Below are 24,155 nucleotides of genomic sequence, written 5' to 3' on the forward strand. Positions count from 1 at the left end.
GTGCGCCGGTCCGAGGGGCGCCGTCGCGGCACCACCCCCGTCCCCCTGCTCTCGGTGGCCCTGGTGCTGCTGCTCGCCGGGACCTGGCTGGTGTCCGCGGCGCTGGTCGAGGACACCGGTCCGCTGACCGTCGCGGCGGGCCGCACCGTGGTGTGCGCCGTGGTCCTCGCCGGGTTCGCCGCCACCACCGCCGAGCTGCGCCGCCAGGTCCGCACCGTGGTGCGGCGCCCGGGGCGGGCGGTCGGCCTGGGGTTGCTGGGGTTCGGGGGTTACGCGACGGGGACCCTGCTGGCGATCCCCCGCATCGGCGCCTCGTTGACCAACCTGGTGGTGGCGCTCCTGCCGTGCGCCGCGGTGCTGCTCGGCGCGTTGCTCCCCGACGGGCGTCCGACCCGTCGGACGGTGCTCGGCGCCGGGGTGGCCACGGCGGCGGCCGTGGGCTACGCCGCGGACGGCGGCACCCCGGACGGCCCGGGCCTCATGCTGGCCGTCGCCGCGATGCTGGGCCTGGCCTGCTACGGACACCTGTACCGCCGGGCCCTGGCCGACGTCGCGCCGTTGGCGGCACTGCCGGTGTTGCTCGGCGCGGCCAGTCTCGCCTTGGTGCCGGTGGCGCTGCCCGAGGTGCTCGCCGATCCGCCGACACCGGCCGAGTGCGGCGGCGTCGCGGTACTCGGCGCGGTGGTGTACGCGCCGGCCTACCTGGTGCAGCACCGGCTGATCCTGCTGCGCGGACCGGTCCTCACCGCCGCCGTCCAGTTGGCCGTGCCGTTCGCGGTGCGGCTCGGCGACTGGGCGTTGGGCTCGGCTCCGGCGCCGTCCGCCGCGGAGACGGCGCTGCTCGCCTGCTGCTGCGGCGGCATCGCCCTGGTCACCCTCGAACGTCATCCACGGCCGGCCGACGGTGCCGACGCCGCCGCCCCGCCCACCGACCGACCGACCTCACCGGAGGCCGGACCACGGCGTCCTCCCCCGCCCGAGCGGGGGGACCCCACGCGGGAATCCCGGTGACACGTGCCCAGCCCGTCCGCACGGCTCCCACGGGGCGAGGAGTAGCGACTATGGCTAGCGGCTAGCAGCTAGGCAGTTAGCTTGCTAGCATCCTCTCGTGGGCGATGAGGACGTCAAACAGTTCAACGTGTACCTGCCGATCGGGCTGATCAAGCAGGTCAAGCACCGTGCCATCGAATCGGAGCTGTCACTTTCGGCGTTGGTCGCCGACGCGCTGCGCGCCTATCTCGACGACGACCCCCACCCGAAGCGGCAGCAACCGTCCGGAAAGGAAACCTGACATGACTACCGAAGGAATCGAGGCCGTGTTCCTCGAGACCCACAACTGGGGCAAGGCGGCGAAGTTCTTCCAGGCGCTCGGCTTCGAACTGGAGTTTTCGACCGACCACAACTCCGGCCGGCTCCGCAACGGCGACGGTCCTTACCTCTTCATCGCCGAGGTCCCCCAGGACCGGGAGCCCCGGACGCAGATCGTTCTGAAGGTGCCGGACGCGGAGGCGTTCCACCCCGATCCCACCGTCGAGGTGGTCACTCCGTTCGAGGACACCCATTACGGGACCAGGGAGATGACCGTCCGCGACCCCGACGGGCGGCTCTGGAACCTCCAGGCGCCGGCCGGGAACTGACCACCAAGGAGCGGAGCGTCCCATGACTGACCAGCGGACCGTCGCACCGGACAGCTCGGCGGAGCGGGTCGCCCTGTGGCGGGCCATGCACGTACGGGTTGATCCGCCGCCGCACGTCCTCCAGGACGAGATCGGCCTGCGGCTCGCGGCCCCGGACGACGGCTGGCGTCGCCGTCCGGACATGGACGAGCACGCGACGAGCCGTTCGCGGGCATCCATCGTGGCCCGTGCACGCTTCATCGAGGACCTGGTCGTGGAACGGAGCGCCCACGGCGTCGGCCAGTACGTCATCCTCGGAGCCGGCCTGGACACCTTCGCCCAGCGCAGGCCGGAGATCGCCTCCGGCCTGCGGGTGTTCGAGATCGACCAGCCCGCGCCCCAGGCGTGGAAACAGCGGCGGCTGATCGAGCTCGGCTTCGGCATCCCGGAGTGGCTGCGGCTCGTGCCGGTTGACTTCGAGGCGGGCTGGTCCTGGTGGGAGCGGCTGGCGACGGCCGGCTTCGACGCGGGCCGGCCGGCGGTCGTGGCGTCCACCGGCGTCAGCGTGTACCTCACCGGGGACGCGGTCCTGGCCACGCTGCGCCATGTCGCAGCGCTCGCCCCGGGTTCCACCCTGGCCATGACGTTCATGCTGCCGGTGGAGTCCGTCGAACCGGACGAGCGCCCCCTCCGGCATGCCTCGGAGGAGGGTGCGCGGGCAGCCGGGACACCCTTCGTCAGCTTCTACGCCCCGTCGGAGATGCTGGCGCTGGCCCGTGAAGCCGGGTTCAAGAAGGCCCGTCTGGTGTCCGCGGTGGACCTTGCCCACCGCTACTTCACCGGCAGGACGGACGGCCTTCGGCCGTCGAGCTCGGAGGAACTGCTGGTGGCGACCACCTGACCGTGCCCTCGCCCGCCGCGGGGCCGACGGGGCCGGCGCCGCTGACCGGTTCAGTAGGCGCCGCGGCCGTCGATGACCGCCCGCACGGTGCGGGCCAGCAGGTCGGCGTCCCAGCCCAACGACCAGTTGTCCACGTAGCCCAGGTCCAGGGCCACCGTCTCGTCCCACGGCAGCTCCGACCGGCCGCTGACCTGCCACACCCCGGTCAGCCCCGGTTTGACCAGCAGCCGGCGCAGCTCCACCTCGGTGTACCTGGCCACCTCCTCGGGCAGCGGGGGGCGGGGGCCCACCAGCGACATCTGGCCGGCCAGCACGTTGACGAGCTGCGGCAGTTCGTCGAGGGAGGAGCGGCGCAGCAGCCGGCCCACCCGGGTCACCCGTGGGTCGCGGCGCATCTTGAAGATCGGGCCCTCCCGCTCGTTGGCCGGGACCAGCTCGGCCTTGAGCCGTTCGGCGTCCTGGACCATGGTGCGGAACTTCCACATGCGGAACGGGCGGCGGTGCTGACCGATCCGGACCTGCCGGTGGAGGACAGGACCGGGTGAGCTGAGCCGCACCGCCAGGGCCAGCGCCGCGAGCAGCGGCGCCAGCGCCACCAACAGCAGCGCGGCGCCCACCCGGTCGATCACCACCTTCGCCACCGCGGAAGGCCCCCCGCGGGCCGGCGGCGACACCAGGACCAGGGTGAGGCCCGCGGCGGTGGACACCCGCACCCTGCGCCGGGCCACCTGGGTCAGACCGGGCAGCACCACCAGGGGACGTCCGGTGTCGTACAGCGCCCAGGACAACCGGCGCAGCCGGTCGCCGGCCATCCACCGGCCCGGCACCACGAAGACCAGGTCGGCGCCGACGGCGCCGGCCGCGGCCAGCACGGCGTCCGCGTCCCCCGGCGGTGGGCCGGCGCCCGGCCGGTCCAGCTCCGCGCGGACCGGGACCCCGCACGCCGGGCGGCCTCCGCGGGGGACGCACAGGCCCACGACGGCGAACGGGTGGTCGGTGCGCCGGGCAAGGCGCGCCACCACGTCGTCCGCGGCCTCGGCCTCGGCGACCACCAGCACCCGCCGCGCCGCCCCGGCGCGCGGGCCGGACCGCGGCCTGCGCACGGCCCACCGGAACGCCGGGGGGGCCAGGGCGGACGGCACCAGCGCGGCGAACGCCACGGCCGGGGTCACCGCGGGGCTCAGCAGCACGTGCAGCACCGCGAGGACCCCGATCAGGGTGAGCCAGTCCCGGGCCACCCGGGCCGGGGCGTCGCGCCGGCCCCAGGGGTCGCTGGTGTACCGGCCGCGGCCGGCGCGGACCAGTAACCACGCCCCGGTGGCGACCAGGGCGCACCACCAGGGGTGGGCCCCGCCCGCCGCGTGCAGGACCGCGGCGACCGACGCCGTGGTCACGGCCGCGTCCACGGCGGGCGCGGCGAGGGGGTGGGGGCCGCCCGGCGGCCGGTGCCTGACCCGGTCCGCGGGGCGGGCCCCGGCGGAGCGGACGGCCTTCCCGGCCGGGGGCGCGCCGGCACGGCAGGGGGCGCCCCCGTGACCGTTCGCTGCGCAGCACGGTTCCGCCCCCGGCTGACCGGCTGCTCCGGAGCCCGGTGGGCGCACGAGGGGCTGGCTTTCGGTCCGCGACGTGCCGTGCGGGTGCCCCGCAGCCGCCTGTTGTCCGGCGCCCCGGTGCCCTGACGGGCGCTGGGTTTCGCGCTGGCCGGGTTGCTGCGGGTGGTGGTTCGCCCGCTCGCGGTTCACCCGTGAGCCGTCCGGGCGGTGGACGGCGAGGTGCTGGCCCCCCGCCGGCGCCGGAACCCGTCTGCGGAACGATCTCTTCCATGGAACGCCGGTGCCGGGCGTTCCCGCGTCCGCGTTCCCGAACAGCCGCATGGACCCCCCTGCTGGCTCGACCGGAACTGTCGACCCCACCGCCGTCTCCCCAAACGACCGGCAGGGGTGTGTCTCGGCCGAACGGTAAGGCACGACACCGTAGTTCCGCTCGGTTTTGCCCAAGTTCACTCACCTGTCCGAGGGGGGGCGGCGCTTCCCCGGAAGGCCACCGGCGTGCGCGCCTGACGGCCCCTACCGGCGCACGCCCCGCAACGCCTCGTGCAGCACGCCCACCACCCTGGCGAGCCCCGCCTCCCGGCCGAGCCGCTCCCGGGCGTACACCGGTCCGCGCGCCGCCAACTCCGCGGCCCGGTGCGGGTCGCCGGCCAGCGCACGGACCGCGGCGAGCAGCGCGTGCGGGTCCTGCGGCGGCACCACGAGGCCGGCCCCGGAGCGCCGGACCTCCTCCGCGGTGCCGCAGTGCTCCGCCACGGAGGCGACCACCGGCCGGCCGGCGGCGAAGTAGGAGGTGAGCTTCGAGGGCAGGCTCATGTCCAGCACCGAGGCGCGTTGGGTCACCACCAGGACGTCGGCCGCGGCCAACACGTCCGGGTAGTCGGCGTCCGGGGCCGGCGGCAGCACGTCCACGTTGGGCAACCCGGCCGCCTCGGCCCGCAGGAACTCGCGCTGGTTGCCGTCGCCCATCAGCACGAACCGCACCCCGGGGTCGGCCCCGGCGGCCCGGACCAGGACCTCGAGGCCCTGCTTGAGCCCCATGTTCCCCGAGTGCAGCACCACCGTCTGGTCCGGCGCCCACCCGAGCCGGGCGCGGGTGGCGGAGCGGTCGGCCGTGGGGGCGGCGACGTGCGTCCAGTTGGGTACCGTCCTGACGGCCGTGTCGGGCACCCCCATCCCCACCACCCGGGCGGCGAACGACTCGTGGACCACCCCCACCAGGGCCGCGCCGCGCAGCACCCGGCCCTCCAGCCGGCCGGCCAGGGACGCGGCCAGCCCGCCCCCGCCCGGGATGCCGCTCTGGGCGGCGGCGGCACCCATCAGGTCCTGCACCACCACCACGTGCGGCACCCGGTACCGCCGGGCCACCCGCGCCCCGAGCAGGCCACCGGCGAGGCCGGGGACCTGACTGAGCACCAGGTCGGGTCGGACCCGGGGCGGCGCGAGCGCGCCGTGCGCCAGGAAGCTCGCCTCGTACAGCGCCCGGTGCGGCGCGGTCTGCCGGGACGGCACGGTGTGCCGCCGGCGGTGGACGGCGACGCCGCCGCGGTGCTCCAGCATCCGCCAACGCCCGCGGTACGCCGGGTCCGTGGACCACGCCGGGTAGTGCGGGAACCCGGCGAGCACGTGGGTCCGCGCGCCGAGGGCCGCGAGGTGCTCGGCTATCTGCGTGGAGTAGGGGCCGATCCCCGCGTGCTCCGGCGCGTAGTTGGTCGAGACCAGCAACACGCGCCGGCCGGCGAGCGGATCGTCCACCATGAGCTGGCTTCTCCCGACGAAGCGGCCAAGGGATGTGCGAAGCGGGCTCATACTAGATCGGGATCGTCCCCGTGCGGGGCGGATCGGCGATTCGCGACGGGGGGCCGGACGCGGCAGCGGGGGCACCGGGGGGCGGGCACGGGGCCGGATCGGGAGGCCGGGGGCGGGGCGTGGTGACGGAGCACGATCAGGTCCGCGGCGTGGGGGCCGTGGCCTGCTGGGGCACGGTGCTGGTCGTGCTGCTGCCCGCGCTGGTCCTGCACGCGCTGGACGCCAGGTTCGGGGCGGCCCTCGCCCTCCAGTGCGTGGTGGTCGCCCACAGCGGCGCGGCCCTGGCCCGGGTCCTCACCGACACCACGGTCCGTCTGGTGGCGTTCGGCTTCTGGCTGTTCTCCTACGTCTGGCTGGGCCTGGCGCCGTTGGCCATGCTCACCACCGACAGCTACCCGCGCGGCTTCCTCGTGGACGACCGCACCGCGTTCACCGCCACCGCGGTCGTCGAGGCCGGCCTGCTGGCGTACAGCGCCGGCTCCGCCCTCGGGGCGCTGCGGGCGCACCGGGGGTCCACGGTGATCGAGCCGGTGCTGGCCCGCCGGGTGGCCCCGGTGCGGGTGCTGCTGCTGTGCGGGCTGACCCTGGTGCTCGCCGTGGTGCTGGTCCCGCGGCTGGGCGGCGTCAGCACGTTCTTCGCCAGCCGGCAGGCCGCCAACGAGGCCGGCGGGGCCGCGGGCGCCGGCGGCTCCCCCGGTCGGGCCCTGGCCGCCTGGGGGCTGTCCGTGCCCGCGTTCTGGGCGTTACTCGCCCTGGCCCACGTTCCCCGGCTGGACCGCGGGGACCGGCTGCTGCGGGGGCTGCGCCGCCTCCTGCTGCCGGCCCTGCTCGCCCTGAACGTCGTGGTCAACAACCCGGTGAGCCAGCCCAGGTTCTGGGCCGGGACGGCGCTGCTCGCGCTGGTCTTCGCCGCTCCGGCGCTGCGCCGCCCCCGGGTCTTCCGCTACGCCGCGGCCGCGCTGATGGTGACGGTGCTCGCGGTCTTCCCGTACAGCGACTACTTCCGCTACGACGAACGCGAGCAGGTGCGGGTGGTGTCCCTGGCCGAGCAGTTCACCACCAACGGGGACTACGACGCGTACCAGCAGATCCAGACCGGGCTGAGCCAGGTCCAGGAGGAGGGGCACACGCCGTCCGCTGCCCTGGGCCCCTGGGTGTTCTTCGTGCCACGGGCGATGTGGCCGGACAAGCCGGGCGACGCCGGGGTGCTGATCGCCCGGCACGCCGGCTACGAGTTCGACAACCTCTCCGCGCCGCTGTGGATCGAGAGCTACCTGTGGGCCGGGACCCCGGCGGTGGTGGTGGTGTTCGCCCTGATCGGCGCGGTGGGGCGGCGGATCGACCGGGCGCGGGAACGGCTCCGCGGGCGGCCCGGCACCCTCGCCGCCCTGCTGGTCCCGGCGTTCGCCTTCTACCAGTTGATCCTGCTGCGCGGCAGCCTGATGGCGGCGATGGGGCCGCTGGTGCTGCTGGTGCTCATCCCGCTGTGCCTGTCCACCGCGGTGTCCCACCGGGCCCCGCCGGCCGCCTCCGAACCGACCCACCGTCCGACCCCCAGGGTCCCGGTCCCGCGGCGGGGGCCCGCGGCGACCGGTCCCACGGCCCGGGGTTCACAGGAGAGGGGAGGGCCACCCCGGTGACCCGCGCCACGCGCTTCGACGACGCCTACGAGGAGCCGGACCAGCTCCGCGACCAACTGCGGCAGCTCCTGCGCTACCGAGGGCTTGTGGTGCTCGGCCTGCTGCTCGGGCTGCTCGGTGCCGGCGCGGTGTCGGTGACGGGCTCGGACGACTACACCTCCACCGGCGAGGTGGTGGTGCAGGCGATCAGCACGGCCCCGTTCGAGACCGGCGGGGTGTCAGCGGACAAGCAGCTCTCCATGGGCACCGAGAAACGGATAGCCCAGAGCGCCACCGTGGCCTCCCGCGCCGCCCGCAGGCTCGGCGGCGGGGAGCGACCGGCGGCGCTCCGCCGCGGACTGCGGGTGAGCAACCCGCCGGACACCCAGACCCTGCGGTTCGAGTACACCGCGTCCTCCCCGGAACGGGCGGCGGAACTCGTCAACGCCTTCGTCGACTCCTACCTGGAGTACCGCGAGGACGCCGCGGTGCGGCGGATCAACACCACCGTGGACAAGCTCGACGACGAACTGCGGCCCCTGGTCGAGCAGCGCGAGGAACTGGACCGGAAGATCGCCGAAACCTCCGACGGGCCGGCCAAGGACACCGCCGAGGCCGAGCGGAGCAGCCTGGTCACCTACATCACCGGCGTGCAGAACCGCATCTCCAACCTCAAGTCCCTGGACACCACGCCGGGGGACGTGGTCCGTGAGGGAGAGCCCCCGGCCTACCCGTCGGGGCCAGGACTGGCGATGCTGCTGCTGGTCGGCGGGGTGCTGGGGTTGGCCACCGGGCTCCTGCTCGCCTGGGTGCGCTCGGTCCTGGAGCCCCGGGTGCGCTCGGTCACCGACGTCCAACGCATCCTGCACGCGCCCGTCCTGGGCGTCCTGCCCAGGGACCGCGGCGAGACCGGCCTGCTGGTGGTCGGCCACGCCCGGCACAGCGGGCTCGCCGAGGCGTACCGCACGGTGGCCTTCCGCATCGCGCACGACCAGGGGTTCGGCGGCCGGGGCAGCCTGCTGGTGGTCGCGCCGCGGGACCTGCGGGAGAACCGCGACGCCGCGGCCCTGGCGGTGAACCTCTCCGGCGCGCTGACCGAGATCGGCCACGAGGTGGTGCTGGTCGAGGCGGACCTGCGCAACCCGAGGCTCGCCACCCAGCTCCCGGTCATCGGGGTGCCGCCGACGCCGGACGTGGCGGCCTGGCCCCAGGCCCGGCCGTTCCCGGTGGACGCGGGCGAGGCCGGCAGGTTCGGCCTGATCCCCGGACGCCGGGTGCCCAACGTGGCGAGGGCCCTGTCCTCCCCCCAGATGGGGCGGGTGCTGGCGGCGCCGGCCGGCCCCGAGCAGTCGGTGGTGGTGGTCACCAGGCCGCTGCTCGTCCACGCCGACGGACTGGCGATGGCCAAACGGGTGAACGGGGTGCTGGTGGTCTGCGACCTCACCGAGACCAGGCGGGACGACCTGGACCGGATGGCCGAGCTGATCACCGGGGCCGGCGGGCGGGTGCTGGGGGCGGTGCTGGTCCCGGGTGACCGGCGGGGGCCGCTGCGCCGGCTGGTGGACGCGGGCCCGGCCCAGCACACGCCCCGCAGGGGCGGCGACCCGTGGCGGGGCCCGGCGGACGCCTCCACCCACCGGGGCGGGGCCGCCGGGTGGCACGGCGACGACGGCCCGCTGGCGTACCGGCGTTGAGCCGGTCGGGCACGTGGCGCGGCACGCGCGGCGGGACGGACCGCAGCGGTGTCCGCGGCACGGTGCGCGGCGGCTGGTTCGGCTTCCTGGGTTCCGCGGTGACCGCGGTCTTCGGGTTCCTGCTGGTCACCGTGGTCACCAGGGCGGCGGGGGCGGCGCAGGCCGGCGCGGTGTTCACCGGGGTCGCGGCGTTCACGGTGGCCACGCACGCCAGCAAGTTGGGCGCGGACACCGGTCTGGTGCGCTTCGTCTCCCGGGACCTGGCGACGACCGGCGGGGCGGGGGTCCCGGCGCTGCTGCGCACCGCGGTGCTGCCGGGCGCCGCGCTGAGCACCGTGGGAGCGGTGGTGCTGTTGGCGGCGCCCGACCTGGCGACGGGGCTGCTGCCCGAGCTCTCCCCGGGTCAGGCGCGGTCGGTGGTGCGGATGTTCGCGGTGTGCTGGCCGGTGACGACGGTGTCCCTGGTGCTGCTGGGCGCCACCCGGGGCCACGGCACGGTGCTGCCGTTCGTCGGGGTGGAGCAGGTGGGCAAGCCGGTGCTGCGGGTGCTGCTGGCGCTGCCCGTGGCGGTGCTCGCCCCCGGGGTGCTGGGTCTTTCCGCGGCCTGGCTGCTGCCGTCGCTGCTCGGCGCGGTGGCGGCCGCCCTCGCGGTGCGCCGGCTCACCCGGGCCCTGGGACCGGGGCCGGCCACCCCGCCCGGCCAGTCCCGCGCGTTCTGGGCCTTCTCCGGGCCGCGGGCGGTGTCGTCGGTGTGCGACATCGCCGCGGTGTGGATCGGGGTGCTGGTCCTGTCCGCGGTGAGCGGGAGCGCCGAGGCCGGGATCTACACGGCGATCGGGCGCCTGGTGACCGCCGGCACACTGCTCCAGCTCGCGGTCCGCCTCGCGGTGGCCCCGCAGATCTCCCGGACCATGGCCGGCGGCGACCTGGCCGGGGCGGAGCACCTGCACCGCCTGTCCACCCGGTGGATCGTGCTGTTCTCCTGGCCGCTGTTCGTGCTGCTCGCGGCGTTCCCGGGGACCGCCCTGGGGATCTTCGGGGCCGGTTTCGCCTCCGGCGCCACGGCGCTCGCGGTGCTCAGCGTGGCCTGCGCGGTCAACGTCGCGGTGGGCAACGCCCAGACGGTGATCCTGATGGCGGGGCGCAGCACCTGGAACCTGGCGGTGGCCGGCGCCGCGTCCGTGGTGCAGGTGGGGTGCGCGGTGGTGCTGGTGCCGCGGCACGGGGTGCTGGGGGCGGCGTTGGCGTTCGCCGCGGCCATGGTGCTGGACAACGTGGCGTCGGCGCTGCTGGTCCGCCGGCGGCTGCGCTTCACCACGGTGGACCGGGGGTACGCCGCCGCCGCCGGGGTCGGCCTGTGCGGGGTGGCGGCGGTGGCGCTGCCGACGCGGTTGCTCGCCGGGGACGGCCCGGCGGGTCTGGTGGCCGCCGCCGTTTTGGCCTGTGGCGCCGTGGCGGTGGGCACCTGGCGCTATCGTGAGGCGCTGGGGGCGGCGGAGTTCCTGGGTGCCCTGAGGCAGCGGCCCGCGCGGGAGTTGCCGTGACGACGGTGCGCCTGGGACGCCGCGCACGCGCCCCCGCCACCGTTCCACCGCACCGCCCACAACCGCACGAGCTGCACCGCACCCGTTCCACCGTCCCGCTTCCCAGGGGGGAACCGTGTCCGTGACCAGCCGAAGACCACGACTCGCCGCCGCGTCGGTGGCGGTGACCACCCTCGCCGTCGCCGCCCTGAGCACCGCCGCGGGACCGGCCGCCGCGGCCGGGGAGCCCACCATCACCGCCGACCCCATGAGCACCTGGCAGACCAACGGCGTGGTGTGGACGCTGGCCCACGCCAACGGCGTGGTCTACGTGGGCGGCACCTTCAGCAAGGTCCGGCCGCCGGGCGCGGCGCCCGGCACCAGCGAGGTGGCCCGCACCAACTTCGCCGCGTTCGACGCGACCACCGGCAAGCTGCTGGACTGCGCGCCTGCGTTCACCGGGGGCGCGGGCACGGTCCGGGCCCTGGAGGTGTCGCCCGACGGGAAACGGCTGTACGTCGGCGGCTCGTTCAGCCGGGCCGGTACGGTCAGCGTCTCCAACGCCGCCGCGGTGAACACCGCGGACTGCACCGTGGCCACGTCCTGGCGTCCGGTGGTCACGGCCACCGTGCGGGCGATCGAGTCCTCCGGCTCGACGGTCTACCTCGGCGGTGACTTCGGCGCCGTGCAGGGGCAGACCAGGCAGCGGGTGGCCGCGGTGACCGGCACGGGCTCCCTGCTGCCGTTCCGGGCCACGCTGGACGCCCCGGTGCGGGCGATCACCGCGTCCCCGGCCCACGGCAAGGTGCTGGTCGGAGGGGACTTCAACGTGGTCAACGGCGCCTCGTCGCGGGCGCTCGCGGCGTTGGACCCCACCTCGGGCGCCACCAAGAAGACGTTTCCCAACTGGCTCCCGAGCGCGTCCGCGGTCAAGGGCCTGGCCAACGACGGCACCTACTTCTACCTGGCGGCGGAGGGCACCGGGAGCTTCGACGGGCGGATCGCCGGGGTGCTCTCCACCGGGGCGATGAAGTGGCGGGACGCCTGCCTGGGCGCCACCCAGGCGGTGCTGCCGCACAAGGGGGTGCTGTACAGCGTCTCCCACGCGCACAACTGCGGAACCACGCCGGGGGGCTTCCCCGAGCACAGCAACCGGCAGCACCTGCTGGCGCAGTCCGTCGCGGACAAGACGATCCTGCCGTGGTTCCCCGACACCAACGACGGCATCGGCGAGGGCATCGGCCCGCGGGCCATGACCATGACCACCGGGGAGATCCTCTGGGTCGGCGGCGAGTTCACCTCGGTGAACGGGAAGGCGCAGCAGGGGTTGACCCGGTTCCCGGCCTCCCCCGACACCGGCGCCCCGCAGGTGCCGATCCTCAGCGGGGCCAGCACCGCAGCCGGGAAGATCACCCTGTCCTGGAAGGCATCCTGGGACCGGGACGACGGGACGCTCACCTACCGGCTCTACCGGGACGGGGTGTTCCTCAAGGCCCTGAGCCGCAGTTCGCGGTACTGGGACCGGCCGACCATCAGCTACACCGACACCGTCACGCCCGGCTCCCAGCACCGGTACTCCCTGGAGGTCACCGACGGGGAGAACATGTCCGGTCGCAACGGCCCGGTGTACGTCACCGCGCTGGGCTGACCTGTGAGGGGGTGACATGACGCGACGCGTGGGGTACGCGCCGGGGGTGTACGACCTGTTCCACGTCGGGCACCTGAACATCCTGCGGCACGCCAGGAGCCGCTGCGACCACCTGGTGGCGGGCGTGGTCTCCGACGAGATGGCGGCCCTGGCCAAGGGCAGGGCGCCGGTGGTGCCGCTCCCGGAGCGGCTGGAGATCGTCCGCAGCGTGCGGTTCGTGGACGCCGCGTTCGTCGAGACGGTGCCGGACAAGCTCGAGACCTGGCGGCAGGTCCGGTTCGACGTGATCTTCAAGGGTGACGACTGGCGGGGCACCGAGAAGGGCGACCGGCTGGAACGGGACTTCGCCACCGTCGGGGTGGAGGTGGTGTACCTGCCGTACACCGTGCACACCTCGAGCACCCTGCTGCGCCGGGCGCTGCACCAGCTCCTGGACAGCGCCTGACGGCACCCCGGCGGCACCGCCCGGCCGGCCGCGCCAGGCCGGGCGGGCGGCGCCGTCCCGCGTCACACCCGCGACAGCTCCCGGAACCACTTCACGCAGAACGCCACCAGGAACAGCACCTGGGCGGCGAGGAACGCGCAGTACAGCACGAGGAACACGTCGTGGTCGCCGAGGAACAGGAAGACCGCGCAGAACAGCCCGTAGTCGGCGGGCAGCAGGGCCAGGGAGCGCAGGGTGGAGGGGGGTGCGGGGGGCGGCGCCACCGGCGCGTTGGCCGCCGCGGCCCGCTTCAACTGCTCGGTGAGGACTCCCCCGAAGAAGACCAGCACGGCAGCGCCCTGGAAGACGATGGGGACCAGCAGGAACGCGGTGTCCGGCAGGTCGAAGAACCGGTAGAACGAGATCAGCACCGCCATGTGCAGGAAGAGCAGCTTGGCACAGTCCACCAGGTGGTCCAGCCACTCACCCGACGGGTGCTGGGTCCCGGTCAGCCGGGCGAGCTGGCCGTCCGCCGAGTCCAGGGCGAAGCCGACCACCAGGGCGGCGAACACACCGACGGCCACCGGGCGGGTGGGGGAGGCAACGGCGATGGTGGCGATGGCCCCGCCGGTGCAGCCGGCGCTGACCAGCGTCACCTGGTTGGGGGTGAGCCCCAACCGGTGCGCGGCGGCGGCTAACACCCGGCCCGCCGGCCGGTTGACCAGACGGGAGTAGAACGACACCCCCTTACCCGACTTCTGCGCCGCCGCCAGTTCCCTGAGGGTCTGGCCGAACCCGGACATCTCCCGCCCCTCCCGATCACCCGCCGCCCCGAAGGGAATCATGATGGCAGGTCCCCAACGCCCGTCCGGGAAGAGCACACGGGTCCGCGACGCCACCGCCGTCAGCGACACCACGGCGGCCAGGGGCCGCAGGGCGCTGCTCGCGGGGGGCGCCGCGCTCGCCGCCACCGGTCTGCTCGCCGGCTGCGACGGCGGCCGTCCCGCGCCCGCGCCCACCGACCGCCCCAGCTACGCCCCGTCCGCACCCGCCGTCCGCGGACGGCAGCCGGCCGGCGAGGGGACGGTGAACGTGGTCACCGACTTCGGCGCCAGGGGCGACGGGCGCACCGACGACAGCGAGGCGTTCTCCAGGGCGTACCGGTACGCGGCGTCCCGGGTGTGGGACCACGTGGGGCGCACCGTGCTGGACATCCCGCCGGGCAGCTACGTCATCCGCCGCCCCGCGGCGCTGCTCGACGGGGACCAGCCGGACCGCAAGGCGAACGGCCTGCGGTTCCGGGGCGCCGGCAAGCGGATGACCGAGATCGTGTTCGCCCCGGCGACCTCGAAGGACGCCTACCTGTGCCGCAACGACGACATGTGGGCCAACCTGATGTTCGAGCAGTTGCGCTTCCGTTCGGCGACGCCCGGGGCCTCGTTCTTCCACTCGTACTCCACCGGCCAGGCCCAGGACTACCGGTTCACCGAGTGCGAGTGGACCGGCGAGTGGACGTACGGCCTCGCCCTGGACGGCAGCAACACCAACTCCGAGATGCGCTGGGAGGCCTGCCGGGTGGGCGGCGCGTACCGAAGGGCGTTCCTCTACTCGGGCCTGTCGGAGCGGGCGCGGGACCCGCAGCGGCAGGACCAGTTCCTCAACTACTGGTTCACCGACATGAAGGTCGAGTACGAGTGGGGCAACTTCCTGGAGTTCCCCTACGGCGGTTCGATCACCTGCCGGGGCGGCTCCTACATCGTCACCGGGCGGCGTCCGACGGACACCGAGGAGTACGGCCGCACCAGCACCTTCTTCCGTTTCCCGAGGACCAGGCACTTCGACGCGGTGCAGCGCTTCCACGCCGAGGACATCCGCTTCGAGGTCCGCGACCCCGACGTGCTGGTGATCGACTGTGCCTGGGGCAGCGGCACGGTGCACTTCAACGACTGCGACGACACCGCGAACGCGTTCAAGGACTTCTCCGACGGCGTCCGTCCGCACCGGTACCGGATCGGTCCGCGCGGCCCCCTGGTCCGCTACGACTCGTGCCAGCTCACCGGACGGCACCAGTACACCGTGGCCGACCCGATCCCGTCAGGACGGTCGGTGGCCCGCTACGACATGTGCCTGTTCCGGAACCACCCGGTGAACTCCTTCGCGGTGCTCAGCGGCGCCGCCGAGGCCGGCCAGGTCAGGTTCGTGGACTGCCTGGGGCGTTGAAGCCCGCGCCGGCCCGGGCGGCGGCGTTCGGCGCCGGGGTCGTCACGGGGCCGCGATGCCGTGCAGCAGCAGGGTCGCGAGCTCCTGGTAGGCGTCGGCGTCGGGCAGGCCGGTCCGTTCGGTGATCTCCCCGCGCTGGATGGCGACCATCGCGGTGCTGACGATCTCCGCCACGAAGGCGGCGTGCACGTCACGGAAGGCGCCGCTGCGCACCCCCTCGTCCACCAGCTCCCGCACCCGGGTCGCGGCGATGCGGGTGTTCCGCTCGTACACCTCGAGCGCCGGGGGGAACGCGGCGAGGTCGGCGTAGAACCGCGCGGACGCCGGCCGCAGCTCCCGGGCGACCGCGGTGAGGTAGGCGCCGACCCTGTCCCTGGCCCCCACCGCACGGGCGGTCCACTCCTCCACCCGCTCGGCGGACCTGCGGAAGAAGTGCTTCACCACGGCGACCGAGAGCTGTTCCTTGCTCCGGGCGAGCGCGTACAGCGTGGACTTCGAGCAGCGCAGCCTCCCGGCCAGCTCGTCGAGGGTGAAGTCGGCAAATCCGTTGGCGAGGAACAGGGCGACGAGCTGGTCGAACAACTCGGATTGCCGTCCGGTCAGCCCGCGTCCCCCGAAGCGTTCGGCCGAAGCCCAGGAAATGCTGGTCATGGTGCCACCTTAACGACCGGTTCCCGTGCTCGACCCCGCCCGGACGTGAACCTTTGGCCTACGCTTGACAGTACTCTCGTACGTTCTACAGTACTGTCGCCGGTCCTGATCACCGCCCGGCCGCTCCACCCGTCAGGCACTCCCCACCCGTCAGGCACCCCCTACGGAGGCCCCCCTTGCCGGTCGACCGCCTGCTTCCCACCCCCGAAGCCCGCGACCTGATCGAGCTGACCCGCGACATCGCCGATCGCGAGCTGGCACCCGTCGCCGCAGAGCACGAGGCGGACGGGCGGTTCCCCCGGGACGCCTTCCGCACCCTGGGCAGGGCCGGACTGCTGTCCCTGCCGTTCGACCCGGAGTACGGCGGGGGCGGCCAGCCGTACGAGGTGTACCTCCAGGTCCTCGAGGAGGTCGCGGCACGCTGGGCCGGGGTCGCCGTGGGGATGAGCGTGCACGCCCTGTCCTGCTACCCGGTCGCCGCGTTCGGCACCGAGGAGCAGCGCGGGGAGCTGCTGCCCCGGCTGCTCGAGGGCGACCTGCTGGGCGCCTACTGCCTGTCCGAACCCCAGGCCGGCTCCGACGTCTCCGCGATCAGGACCCGGGCGGAGAAGGACGCCGAGGGCTTCACCGTCACCGGCACCAAGGCGTGGATCAGCCACGGCGGGCAGGCCGACAGCTACACCCTGTTCGCCCGCACCTCGGACGACCCCCGGCACGGGCTGTCCTGCTTCGTGGTGGACCCCACCGCCGTGTCCGGGCTCTCCTTCGGCGCCCCCGAACGGAAGATGGGCCTCAACGGCTCCCACACCACCACGGTCAACTGGGACGGCGTCCGGGTGCCCACAGAGCGCCTCGTCGGCGCCGAGGGGCAGGGCATGCAGATCGCCCTGAGCGCCCTGGACTCCGGTCGCCTGGGCATCGGCGCGGTGGCCGTCGGGGTGGCCCAGGCGGCGCTGGACGAGGCGGTGGCCTACGCCGGTCAGCGCCGGCAGTTCGGCAAGGCCATCATCGACCACCAGGGTCTGGGCTTCATGCTCGCCGACATGGCGGCGGCGGTGGAGTCGGCGCGGGCCACCGTGCTGTCCGCGGCCCGGCGCCGCGACGCCGGGCTGCCCTTCTCGCAGCAGGCCAGCATCGCCAAGCTGGTCGCCACCGACGCCGCGATGCGGGTCACCACGGACGCGGTCCAGGTGCTCGGCGGCTACGGCTACACCCGGGACTTCCCGGTGGAGCGGTACATGCGCGAGGCCAAGGTGATGCAGATCTTCGAGGGCACCAACCAGATCCAGCGGCTGGTGATCAGCCGCCACCTGGCCCGGGGCTGAGCCCCAGCCCCTGCCCGCCCCGCCCGCCCCTGCCGGCACTGCCAGGGCGAGGGAAGCGGGGCCGGGCCGTCGGCAGCGTTGGGGGTGTTGGCGGTGTTTGGGGTGTTGGGGGTGTTGGGGGTCAAAGTTCCCGCAGCACCCGGGCCGGGTTGCCCACCGCCAGCACGTTCGGCGGGAGGTCCCTGGTGACCACCGCGCCGGCCCCGACGACCGTGTTGTCGCCGATCGTCACGCCGGGGCAGACGATGACCCCGCCGCCGAGCCACACGTTGTCGCCGATGCTGATCGGCTCGCCNCCCTCCCACTTGGCGCGCCGCAACTCCGGGTCGAGCGGGTGGGTCGGGGTGAGGAGCTGCACGTTCGGCCCGATCTGCGCGTCCGCACCGATGGTGATCCTGGCGACGTCCAGCAGCACCGCCCCGCAGTTCAGGAACGACCGGGGGCCGATGCTGATCTGGTACCCGTAGTCCACCCGCAACGGTGGCCGCACCACGACGCCCTCGCCGAGCTCCCCCAACAACTCGGCGAGCAACGCCCGCCGGGCGTCCAGGTCGTCGATCGACGAGGCGTTGAACCGGTCGGTGAGGATTGTCGCCCGCCGCACGTCCGCCTCGAGCTCCGGGTCGTCGGCGATGTACAGCTCACCGGCGAGCATCCGCTCCTTCTGCCCTGCCACCACTCGCCTCCCGGTCGTCCGCCGTGGGTCCGCGGGCCAGTCTGGCAAACACCCCGCCCACCCCAGGCACGCCCCCACGCGAACGAGCGGGCCGAGCCGGCGCCGCGCGGGGCGTCACGTCGCGCTCTGCGCCTTCGCCCCGGGGGCCTCCCCGGCGGCCAGCGGCACAACCCCCTCGACGCCCGCCCCGCCGTCCTGGTCCGCCCCGCCGTCCGGGCCCGCCCCGTCCCCGGGGAGCCCGGCTTCCACCGCGGGCACGCCGACGACCTCCACCTGCGTGAACGGCGGTGTCCTCCACCACAGCCGCCGGCCGACGGCCAGCCACGTCACCCAGCACAGCACGAGCAGCCCGGTGAGCCCCAGGAGGGTGTTGGAGGCGAACTCCAGCGCCGACGGGTGGTCCACCGTCGCCTTGTCCACCCAGTAGGGGCCGCCCCAGGTCCAGTCCATCGGCGCGTCCTCGGAGGTCTGCGCCCAGATGGTCCAGGCGAAGATCCGGCAGGCGCCGTACAGGAAGTACGCGTGGTACAGGGCCACCAGGAACCGGTCGGACATCCGCAGCCGACGCCGCATCCACCCCCAGGCCGGGTCGGCGGGATAGACCTTGTCGAAGAAGTACGACGGGCGCAGCGTCCGCCAGTTGAGCAGCAGCATCGCCAGCCAGAACAGGTCCCAGGCCAGACCGAGGCTGCCGTAGTACGCCGCCGCGTCACCGTACCGGCCCTCCTGGGCGGCGTAGGCCCACATGCCGGTCGAGTAGTGCTGGGTGGTGAACGGGAAGAAGAGCATCACCCCGACGCTGTCGAAGCAGTCGGTGAGGGCGTGCGCCCACTGCCCGATCAGCAGCCCGAGCGCCCACTCGCGGCTCTTGAACAACCACAGCACCAGCAGCGCCAGCACCACGCCCCACATCGGGGTGTGGGTGAACCCGACACCGGGCCACCCCCGGTGGTAGTCCCAGGCGTGCTCCGGCTTGAAGGAGTACCCGAAGATCGAGAACCCGTAGACCGTGCCCTTGGTGCCCATGTCGGGCAGGAAGCAGCCCAGCAGGATCGCCAGGTAGGAGACCTTGGTCTTGGTGTGCCCGTGGAGGATGTAGCTCTCCAGCTCGTGGGCCGCCCAACTCACGTGTCCTGGCCTTCCCGGCCGTCAAGGCCCGCCCTGTCCTCTTCGTCCCGCCCCGTGCGGCGCCCCCACACCCGGTCCACGACCCACCCCGTCAGCACGATCGCGGCCACGGCCACCGCCGGCCCCCGGTTGAAGGTCAGGATGTTCCGGGTGAAGACCGCGCCCCCGGCGACGAGGATCACCACGGCGACGAGATAGCCCGCCACGTCACCCGCACGCGTGCGGGTCGCGGATCGTGACTTCATCAGATCCAGCCATCTCCCCCGTGTCGCCCCCGACCTCCCGTTGCGGTCGGATCCTACCGACCTCCACGCACCCGAACGCCCCAGGAGCCGGTTCGGCCAGCTCGCGGGGGCACTTCCCGGGTGCGGGAGGGCACCGCCCGTCGGGGGTGACGCGTCGAGGGCCGCTTCTGGCCCGGACGCGGGCCGGTGGGGCACGACTGAGGTCTTCCTCGACGACGCGACCCTCCGCGCCTAGCATGTGCCACCCCAGGAGTCCCATCAGGAGGACTGGCCGTGCTGGTGACCGAGTTCAGCACCGGGGACGTGGCACCACGGGACCGGTTCGCCTCGTTCGAGGCGTTCGCCACCCAGTCGCACATACGCACCGTGCTGCGCAGCAACCAGCAGGACGACTTCCGGGCCCGGATGCGCGTACTGGAACTCGGGGAGCTCCAGGTGTCCGCACTCACCTATCCGCACCTGGAAGTCGTGCGGACACCCAAACTGATCCGCCAGGGCGATCCCGAGGTCTACGAGATCAACTCCGTCCTCGCGGTCAGCGGCCGCATGTCCCAGGACGGGCACGAGGCGACGTTCCGCAGCGGGGACCTGGTGTTGCTGGACAGTTCCCGGCCGTTCCGGGTGTGGCTCGACGCCGCCCCGGACCGCGTCGCCACGGTGGTCGCCCGGATTCCCCGCGCCCTGCTGCCCCTGCCCTGGACGGCCGTACGGCGACTGGTCGCCACTCCCATCCCCGCCACCCACGGCATGAGCGGGGTGTTCCACCGCTGGTTGGCCGACCTCGCCGCCAACGCCGGCGGGTTCACCCCGGCCAACGTCCCGACCCTGGCCTCGATCACCACCGACCTGCTCACCAGTCTGCTCGGCCGTCACCTCGACACCGGGGAGACGATGACCCCGCAGTCCCGCAGACGCACCCTGCGGGTGCAGGTCCACGACTTCGTCCGCCAGCACCTCGGCGACCCCTCCCTGTCCCCCGTCACCCTCGCCGAGGCACACCGGGTGTCGGTCCGCTCCCTCCAGCAACTGTTCGCCGACGAGGGCACCACGCCCGCGGCCTGGATACGCCACCTCCGCCTGGAACGCTGCCGCCACGACCTGGCCGACCCCCGCCTGAGCCTGCGCCCCGTCCACGCCGTCGCCGCCCGCTGGGGCTTCACCGACGCCGGCCACTTCAGCCGTGCCTTCCGCGCCGCCTACGGGGTCCCACCGCGGGACTACCGGCACCAGGCGCTCCGGGACGCCGAACAGGAAACGGCCGGCACCTGGTGGCCGTGACGGCGGCCCGTCGGCACGGCACCGCTCAGCGCAACAGCGAACGGGCCGTCGGCGCCAGCAGCAGCCGCTCCACCGGGGCGGCGAGGCGTTCCCGCAGCGCCGGCAGCACCTGCGCGTTCCACCGTCCGCACCGCGCCAACCGCTCCTCGGCGGACCGCCGCCGTTCCGCGTCGGGGAACGCCGCGAACCAGACGAAGACGTGCTCCCCCTCCCGCACCGGCAGCCGGGGGAAGGTGTTCTCGGCCGGCTCCGTCTCGAACCAGGCCACCGGGACGATGCCGGCCTCGGCCAACACCGGCCGGACCCGTTCCAGGAAGAAGGCGACGAAGTCGTCGTCCACCGGCCGGTCACAGCGGCAGATCGTCGCGGTGAGGCGGGAGGCGGGCACCCGCGCCGTCCCCACCGGCGGCCGGGTCTCCGGCAGGGGGAACCCGGAGCCCCGGGACACCGGCCGCAGCAGCAGCACGTCGGAGGAGTCCACCATGGTGGCGTTGGCCGCCGCGCGGTGCGCCGCCCAGGCGGCACCCCGCAGGTAGAAGGCGGTCAACGCCGCCGCCCGGGCCTCCATGCCCGCGAAGGCGCGCACCCACACGAACCTGTCCGGGTCCTCCTCGTCCCGGAACTGGCCCACGACCCGCATGCCGACGTCCTCCTGCGTCTCCACGAACTCGCGGTCGAAGAGATCGACCAGCGTCTCCCGGGCACCGGGGTGGAGCGTGTACTGCCTCAGCTCGACCACGGGCCAGTGCTCCCTGGTCGTTCGCCGCGCCGTGTCACTCATCGTGGTGCTCCTGCCGTTCTCGCCGTGGGTCGTTCCGGAGACGTCCCCGCCGGGCACGGCATCCCGGTCCGGCGGCGCCCGGCGAGCGCGCTGCGCGTCGAACGGGCCACGGTGAGCCTGGCAGCCCCGTCCCCCGGCCACGAGTGGCGGGACTGCCGATCCCCGCACGGTTCCTGCCACCTACCCTGGGGCCCATGACGACCGGCTCCGTGGCCGTCGCGCTGATCGACGGCATGCCCCTGTACGAACTGGGCATCGTCTGCGAGGTCTTCGGCCCCAGCCGCACCGACCTCGCCGACCCCTGGTACGAGCTGCGCCTGTGCGCCGACCGGGCGGGCGACGGCGCCCGCTCGGAGTTCGGCTTCACGATCGGCACCCGGCACGGCCTCGACGAGCTGGTGCGCGCCGACACCGTCATCGTTCCGGCGCTGCCGTACGTCCACGTGGAGACCGAACAGCCGGTCCCCCAGGCGCTGGTCGAAGCGCTGGTCGAGGCCGGCCGGGCCGGCGCCCGGATGGTGTCGCTGTGCAGCGGGGCCTTCGCCCTGGCCGCCGCGGGCCTGCTCGACGGCCGACGCGCCGCCACCCACTGGATGTACGCCGACGCCCTGGCCCGGCGGCACCCCCGGGTACGGGTGGACGCCTCCGTGCTGTACGTCGACGAGGGCACGGTGCTCACCAGCGCCGGCCGCAGCGCGGCGCTCGACCTGTGCCTGCACCTGGTCCGCGGCGACCTCGGCGCGGACGTCGCCAACCAGGTGGCCCGCCGCATGGTCATCCCGTCCCACCGCCCCGGTGGCCAGGCCCAGTTCGTGGACCTCGCCGTCCCGCGCACCGACGACGCCGGCCTCGGACCCGTCCTGCACTGGGCGACCACCCACCTGGACCGCCCCCTGACCGTCGCCGACCTGGCCCGGCGGGCCCGGATGAGCCCCCGCACCTTCGCCCGGCGCTTCCTCGCCACCACCGGCACCACCCCGCTGCGGTGGCTGCTGGGCCAACGCGTCAGCCACGCCCGTCACCTGCTGGAGTCCACCGACCTGACCATCGACCAGGTCGGCGTCCGCAGCGGACTCGGCTCGGCCGCCAACCTCCGCCGCCACTTCGCCGCCCAGGTCGGCGCGACCCCCACCGAGTACCGCCGAGCCTTCCGCACGGGGTCGGGCGCCTGACCTCCCGTTCGGGTCCGCGTCCGTCGCGGCGGGGCCGGCGGGGGCGCGCACAGGGGTTGGGCGGCAGGGGCGCACCGTCACGCCGTTCGTCCACCCCCGTCCAGCGTGAAGACCAGGCTCTTGCCGGACACGGTGCGCTCGGTGCGCCACCCGGGGGCCAACCGGTCGAGCAGCACCAGCCCCCGGCCCCCCTCGGCCAGCTCCGCGACGGGCGGCCGGCACGGCAGCGCGGGCCCTCGGTCGTGCACCTCCACCTGGACGCTCCCGTCCAGCGGTGAAGGCGAGTGGCACAGCAGGTAGAAGCCGCTGCCGTCCGCGTGCCGCACCGCGTTGGTCGCCACCTCGGAGACCAGCAGCTCCACCACGTCGCCGTCGATCCACGGGTAGGCGGCGTACGCCAGGGCCGCCCCACGCCTGGCCCGGGCGACCGCCTCGGCCCTGCGGGGATACCTCCCGACCAACAGGACGTGCCTGCGCTCATCCATCAACAGCCCCTCCAGCCGCACGGACGGACCTCGGGGTCCGACCGGACACGATCAGGAATACACCCACAGCAATCACTCAGCGACACTGTGTGTACAATCCACAGCATGGGTCACGTGACCAGTCACGCGCAAGCACAGATGAAGAAGCCCCCCTGAAGGTGGTAATCCTCCGGGTAGTTGGGCACAGGAGGGCTACCCTGACCGCGTACCGCAGCGCGTCAACCAGGGAGGGAGGGTTGTGTCCGTCAATATCAACACGAACACGATCTTCACCATGCGCGACGTAGGAGACGAACTTCAACGCATGCGAACGCGCGCCGGTCTGCGACAGGAAGACGCGGCCGCAATGTTGAATGTGTCGCGATACACCGTCAGCAAGATCGAACGGGGCAGGGCATTCCCCACAGAACAGCAACTCACCAGGCTGCTCTCCCTGTACGAAGCGAGCGTCGAGGAACGTGCTGCTGTTCAAGCGAAGATCGACCAAGGTAAGTCGTACGGCCGAGCCTGGTGGGAACAAGCGAGTTTCCGTAGGCACTTCCATGGCGACACCTACCGGTACTTCTACATCGAAGATGCAGCCGAGCGATTGTTCGTCCACTCAGGCACCTATGTTCCCGGGCTGCTCCAGACGCGCGAGTACGTGGAGGCCATCACCGCCTTCGCGCAGAAACAAGAGAGTGCCGAGCGCCGTGAGGTGTTCACCGAGTCTCGAATGCGGAGGAAGGCGATCCTGACCAGACGCCGTCCCGTCCTGTTGGACGCCCTGTGTCTGGAGTCGGCGCTGCGTGCACTCGTTGGTGGACTGCAGGTGATGCGTAACCAGCTCGAGTACTTGCTCAGCTTGGCGGCGAGCCCCAACGTCACCCTGCGAGTCATCCCTTACTCAGCCGGAGCCGCCAGCACCTCCGGCTCCCCCTTCACCATCGTGGACTTTCCCGGACCAGAGAACAACAGCGTCGTCTCACAGGAGAAGGTTACGGGCGAAGTGCTTAGCGATGCTCCTGCCGAGGTCCGGCAGGCAAGGCGCAAGTTCGCAGACCTCGCGGAACACGCGTTGAGCCCACAGGAGAGCGTCCGCCGCATCGAAGAAATCAAGAGGGAGTTGTGATGAAGCACGAGAAGGAAGAGCTCTATCTCGCGCCACTGAACGGCCAGTGGATCAAATCTGCCCACAGCGCGGGCAACGGGGGTGACTGTGTCCAACTGATGGCGATAGACGGCGGCGTGGCCCTCGGCGACTCCAAGAGCCCCGAACGCGAGCCGCTCCGCTACACCCACGCCGAACTCGCCGCGTTCCTGCACGCCGCGAAGGCCGGGGAGTTCGACCACCTCGTCGGCTGAGTACTCCAGCCGCGGTCACGGGGTCGATGGCCACGGCGGCGGTAGCGGCCGAACCGGGCTCGGTGC

General features: G+C 73.5%; 24 protein-coding genes. 15 read left to right on the forward strand and 9 right to left on the reverse strand.

Features of this window, described 5'->3' with window-relative positions; translation table 11 throughout:
- From A3IG_RS0104595 to A3IG_RS0104610, 4 genes are all read left to right on the forward strand, one after another.
- Window positions 1–1,011, forward strand: coding sequence for a DMT family transporter (locus A3IG_RS0104595; RefSeq protein WP_018382367.1), 1,011 nt, complete (start codon window positions 1–3; stop codon window positions 1,009–1,011).
- Between the two features lie 97 nt (window positions 1,012–1,108).
- Complete coding sequence (locus tag A3IG_RS0104600; RefSeq protein ID WP_018382368.1) at window positions 1,109–1,291, forward strand: ribbon-helix-helix domain-containing protein; 183 nt, start codon at window positions 1,109–1,111, stop codon at window positions 1,289–1,291.
- Between the two features lies 1 nt (window position 1,292).
- A complete protein-coding gene (locus A3IG_RS0104605; protein ID WP_026219892.1) occupies window positions 1,293–1,637 on the forward strand; it encodes a VOC family protein in 345 nt (114 codons plus the stop codon).
- A gap of 22 nt (window positions 1,638–1,659) precedes the next feature.
- A complete protein-coding gene (locus tag A3IG_RS0104610) occupies window positions 1,660–2,517 on the forward strand; it encodes a class I SAM-dependent methyltransferase (protein ID WP_018382370.1) in 858 nt (285 codons plus the stop codon).
- Between the two features lie 50 nt (window positions 2,518–2,567).
- Here A3IG_RS0104610 and A3IG_RS0104615 read toward each other — a convergent pair whose 3' ends face one another.
- Both A3IG_RS0104615 and A3IG_RS0104620 read right to left on the reverse strand, forming a co-directional pair.
- Window positions 2,568–3,911, reverse strand: coding sequence for an exopolysaccharide biosynthesis polyprenyl glycosylphosphotransferase (locus tag A3IG_RS0104615; protein WP_018382371.1), 1,344 nt, complete (start codon window positions 3,909–3,911; stop codon window positions 2,568–2,570).
- Window positions 3,912–4,583: 672 nt separating this feature from the next.
- Complete coding sequence (locus A3IG_RS0104620) at window positions 4,584–5,825, reverse strand: glycosyltransferase (protein ID WP_018382372.1); 1,242 nt, start codon at window positions 5,823–5,825, stop codon at window positions 4,584–4,586.
- A gap of 173 nt (window positions 5,826–5,998) precedes the next feature.
- On the opposite strand from A3IG_RS0104620, the gene A3IG_RS0104625 reads away from it, so the two are divergent.
- From A3IG_RS0104625 to A3IG_RS0104645, 5 genes are all read left to right on the forward strand, one after another.
- Window positions 5,999–7,516 carry a hypothetical protein gene (locus tag A3IG_RS0104625; protein WP_236719301.1) on the forward strand — a complete coding sequence of 506 codons (1,518 nt, stop codon included), beginning with the start codon at window positions 5,999–6,001 and terminating at the stop codon, window positions 7,514–7,516.
- The gene (locus tag A3IG_RS28570) at window positions 7,513–9,189 is read left to right on the forward strand and encodes a lipopolysaccharide biosynthesis protein (RefSeq protein ID WP_051087384.1); all 1,677 of its coding nucleotides are present in this window, start codon (window positions 7,513–7,515) and stop codon (window positions 9,187–9,189) included. The genes A3IG_RS0104625 and A3IG_RS28570 overlap by 4 nt, the downstream gene beginning before the upstream one ends.
- On the forward strand, window positions 9,186–10,733 hold the full coding sequence (locus A3IG_RS0104635; protein ID WP_026219893.1) for an oligosaccharide flippase family protein: 1,548 nt from the start codon (window positions 9,186–9,188) through the stop codon (window positions 10,731–10,733). The genes A3IG_RS28570 and A3IG_RS0104635 overlap by 4 nt, the downstream gene beginning before the upstream one ends.
- 121 nt (window positions 10,734–10,854) lie before the next feature.
- Window positions 10,855–12,360, forward strand: a complete 1,506-nt coding sequence (locus A3IG_RS0104640) for a hypothetical protein (RefSeq protein ID WP_051087385.1) — start codon at window positions 10,855–10,857, stop codon at window positions 12,358–12,360.
- Window positions 12,361–12,376: 16 nt separating this feature from the next.
- The gene (locus A3IG_RS0104645) at window positions 12,377–12,805 is read left to right on the forward strand and encodes an adenylyltransferase/cytidyltransferase family protein (RefSeq protein ID WP_026219895.1); all 429 of its coding nucleotides are present in this window, start codon (window positions 12,377–12,379) and stop codon (window positions 12,803–12,805) included.
- 62 nt (window positions 12,806–12,867) lie between these two features.
- Here the strand turns inward: A3IG_RS0104645 and A3IG_RS0104650 are convergent, their stop codons facing one another.
- Window positions 12,868–13,587, reverse strand: a complete 720-nt coding sequence (locus tag A3IG_RS0104650; protein WP_026219896.1) for a CDP-alcohol phosphatidyltransferase family protein — start codon at window positions 13,585–13,587, stop codon at window positions 12,868–12,870.
- A gap of 43 nt (window positions 13,588–13,630) precedes the next feature.
- Between A3IG_RS0104650 and A3IG_RS28575 the strand changes: the two genes are divergently transcribed.
- A complete protein-coding gene (locus A3IG_RS28575) occupies window positions 13,631–15,004 on the forward strand; it encodes a glycosyl hydrolase family 28-related protein (protein WP_104530661.1) in 1,374 nt (457 codons plus the stop codon).
- A gap of 42 nt (window positions 15,005–15,046) precedes the next feature.
- On the opposite strand, the gene A3IG_RS0104660 is transcribed toward A3IG_RS28575, so the two are convergent.
- On the reverse strand, window positions 15,047–15,655 hold the full coding sequence (locus A3IG_RS0104660; RefSeq protein WP_018382379.1) for a TetR/AcrR family transcriptional regulator: 609 nt from the start codon (window positions 15,653–15,655) through the stop codon (window positions 15,047–15,049).
- A 176-nt stretch (window positions 15,656–15,831) separates the two neighbouring features.
- On the opposite strand from A3IG_RS0104660, the gene A3IG_RS0104665 reads away from it, so the two are divergent.
- The gene (locus A3IG_RS0104665) at window positions 15,832–16,980 is read left to right on the forward strand and encodes an acyl-CoA dehydrogenase family protein (protein WP_018382380.1); all 1,149 of its coding nucleotides are present in this window, start codon (window positions 15,832–15,834) and stop codon (window positions 16,978–16,980) included.
- Window positions 16,981–17,101: 121 nt separating this feature from the next.
- Here A3IG_RS0104665 and A3IG_RS0104670 read toward each other — a convergent pair whose 3' ends face one another.
- The 3 genes from A3IG_RS0104670 to A3IG_RS28580 form a co-directional block, all read right to left on the reverse strand.
- On the reverse strand, window positions 17,102–17,635 hold the full coding sequence (locus A3IG_RS0104670; RefSeq protein WP_018382381.1) for a sugar O-acetyltransferase: 534 nt from the start codon (window positions 17,633–17,635) through the stop codon (window positions 17,102–17,104).
- Between the two features lie 135 nt (window positions 17,636–17,770).
- A complete protein-coding gene (locus tag A3IG_RS0104675; RefSeq protein ID WP_018382382.1) occupies window positions 17,771–18,784 on the reverse strand; it encodes a metal-dependent hydrolase in 1,014 nt (337 codons plus the stop codon).
- Window positions 18,781–19,029, reverse strand: coding sequence for a hypothetical protein (locus A3IG_RS28580; RefSeq protein WP_051087386.1), 249 nt, complete (start codon window positions 19,027–19,029; stop codon window positions 18,781–18,783). The genes A3IG_RS0104675 and A3IG_RS28580 overlap by 4 nt, the downstream gene beginning before the upstream one ends.
- Before the next feature lie 273 nt (window positions 19,030–19,302).
- Here A3IG_RS28580 and A3IG_RS28585 point away from each other — a divergent pair, with 273 nt between their 5' ends.
- Window positions 19,303–20,307: an AraC-like ligand-binding domain-containing protein gene (locus A3IG_RS28585; protein ID WP_018382384.1), complete on the forward strand. Its 1,005-nt coding sequence runs from the start codon at window positions 19,303–19,305 to the stop codon at window positions 20,305–20,307.
- A gap of 25 nt (window positions 20,308–20,332) precedes the next feature.
- Here the strand turns inward: A3IG_RS28585 and A3IG_RS0104690 are convergent, their stop codons facing one another.
- Window positions 20,333–21,088 carry an NIPSNAP family protein gene (locus A3IG_RS0104690; protein WP_051087389.1) on the reverse strand — a complete coding sequence of 252 codons (756 nt, stop codon included), beginning with the start codon at window positions 21,086–21,088 and terminating at the stop codon, window positions 20,333–20,335.
- A 194-nt stretch (window positions 21,089–21,282) separates the two neighbouring features.
- Here A3IG_RS0104690 and A3IG_RS0104695 point away from each other — a divergent pair, with 194 nt between their 5' ends.
- Window positions 21,283–22,260: a helix-turn-helix domain-containing protein gene (locus tag A3IG_RS0104695; RefSeq protein ID WP_018382386.1), complete on the forward strand. Its 978-nt coding sequence runs from the start codon at window positions 21,283–21,285 to the stop codon at window positions 22,258–22,260.
- Window positions 22,261–22,337: 77 nt separating this feature from the next.
- Here the strand turns inward: A3IG_RS0104695 and A3IG_RS0104700 are convergent, their stop codons facing one another.
- Complete coding sequence (locus A3IG_RS0104700) at window positions 22,338–22,745, reverse strand: ATP-binding protein (RefSeq protein WP_107103067.1); 408 nt, start codon at window positions 22,743–22,745, stop codon at window positions 22,338–22,340.
- A 238-nt stretch (window positions 22,746–22,983) separates the two neighbouring features.
- Here A3IG_RS0104700 and A3IG_RS0104705 point away from each other — a divergent pair, with 238 nt between their 5' ends.
- Together A3IG_RS0104705 and A3IG_RS0104710 are read left to right on the forward strand one after the other, a co-directional pair.
- Complete coding sequence (locus tag A3IG_RS0104705; protein WP_018382388.1) at window positions 22,984–23,856, forward strand: helix-turn-helix domain-containing protein; 873 nt, start codon at window positions 22,984–22,986, stop codon at window positions 23,854–23,856.
- Window positions 23,856–24,089 carry a DUF397 domain-containing protein gene (locus A3IG_RS0104710; protein WP_018382389.1) on the forward strand — a complete coding sequence of 78 codons (234 nt, stop codon included), beginning with the start codon at window positions 23,856–23,858 and terminating at the stop codon, window positions 24,087–24,089. Before A3IG_RS0104705 ends, A3IG_RS0104710 begins: the two co-directional genes overlap by 1 nt.
- Window positions 24,090–24,155 lie beyond the last annotated feature (66 nt).

This window comes from Wenjunlia vitaminophila DSM 41686 (assembly GCF_000380165.1).
Taxonomy (GTDB): Bacteria; Actinomycetota; Actinomycetes; order Streptomycetales; family Streptomycetaceae; genus Wenjunlia; species Wenjunlia vitaminophila.

Bases quoted from the DNA above. Each gene is read 5' to 3' on its own strand.
- A3IG_RS0104605 (WP_026219892.1), top strand. From the start codon at position 1,293: ATGACTACCGAAGGAATCGAGGCCGTGTTCCTCGAGACCCACAACTGG.
- A3IG_RS0104610 (WP_018382370.1), top strand. From the start codon at position 1,660: ATGACTGACCAGCGGACCGTCGCACCGGACAGCTCGGCGGAGCGGGTC.
- A3IG_RS0104620 (WP_018382372.1), bottom strand. From the start codon at position 5,825: ATGGTGGACGATCCGCTCGCCGGCCGGCGCGTGTTGCTGGTCTCGACC.
- A3IG_RS0104645 (WP_026219895.1), top strand. From the start codon at position 12,377: ATGACGCGACGCGTGGGGTACGCGCCGGGGGTGTACGACCTGTTCCAC.
- A3IG_RS0104650 (WP_026219896.1), bottom strand. From the start codon at position 13,587: ATGTCCGGGTTCGGCCAGACCCTCAGGGAACTGGCGGCGGCGCAGAAG.
- A3IG_RS28575 (WP_104530661.1), top strand. From the start codon at position 13,631: ATGGCAGGTCCCCAACGCCCGTCCGGGAAGAGCACACGGGTCCGCGAC.
- A3IG_RS0104660 (WP_018382379.1), bottom strand. From the start codon at position 15,655: ATGACCAGCATTTCCTGGGCTTCGGCCGAACGCTTCGGGGGACGCGGG.
- A3IG_RS28580 (WP_051087386.1), bottom strand. From the start codon at position 19,029: ATGAAGTCACGATCCGCGACCCGCACGCGTGCGGGTGACGTGGCGGGC.
- A3IG_RS0104690 (WP_051087389.1), bottom strand. From the start codon at position 21,088: ATGAGTGACACGGCGCGGCGAACGACCAGGGAGCACTGGCCCGTGGTC.
- A3IG_RS0104695 (WP_018382386.1), top strand. From the start codon at position 21,283: ATGACGACCGGCTCCGTGGCCGTCGCGCTGATCGACGGCATGCCCCTG.
- A3IG_RS0104700 (WP_107103067.1), bottom strand. From the start codon at position 22,745: ATGGATGAGCGCAGGCACGTCCTGTTGGTCGGGAGGTATCCCCGCAGG.
- A3IG_RS0104710 (WP_018382389.1), top strand. From the start codon at position 23,856: ATGAAGCACGAGAAGGAAGAGCTCTATCTCGCGCCACTGAACGGCCAG.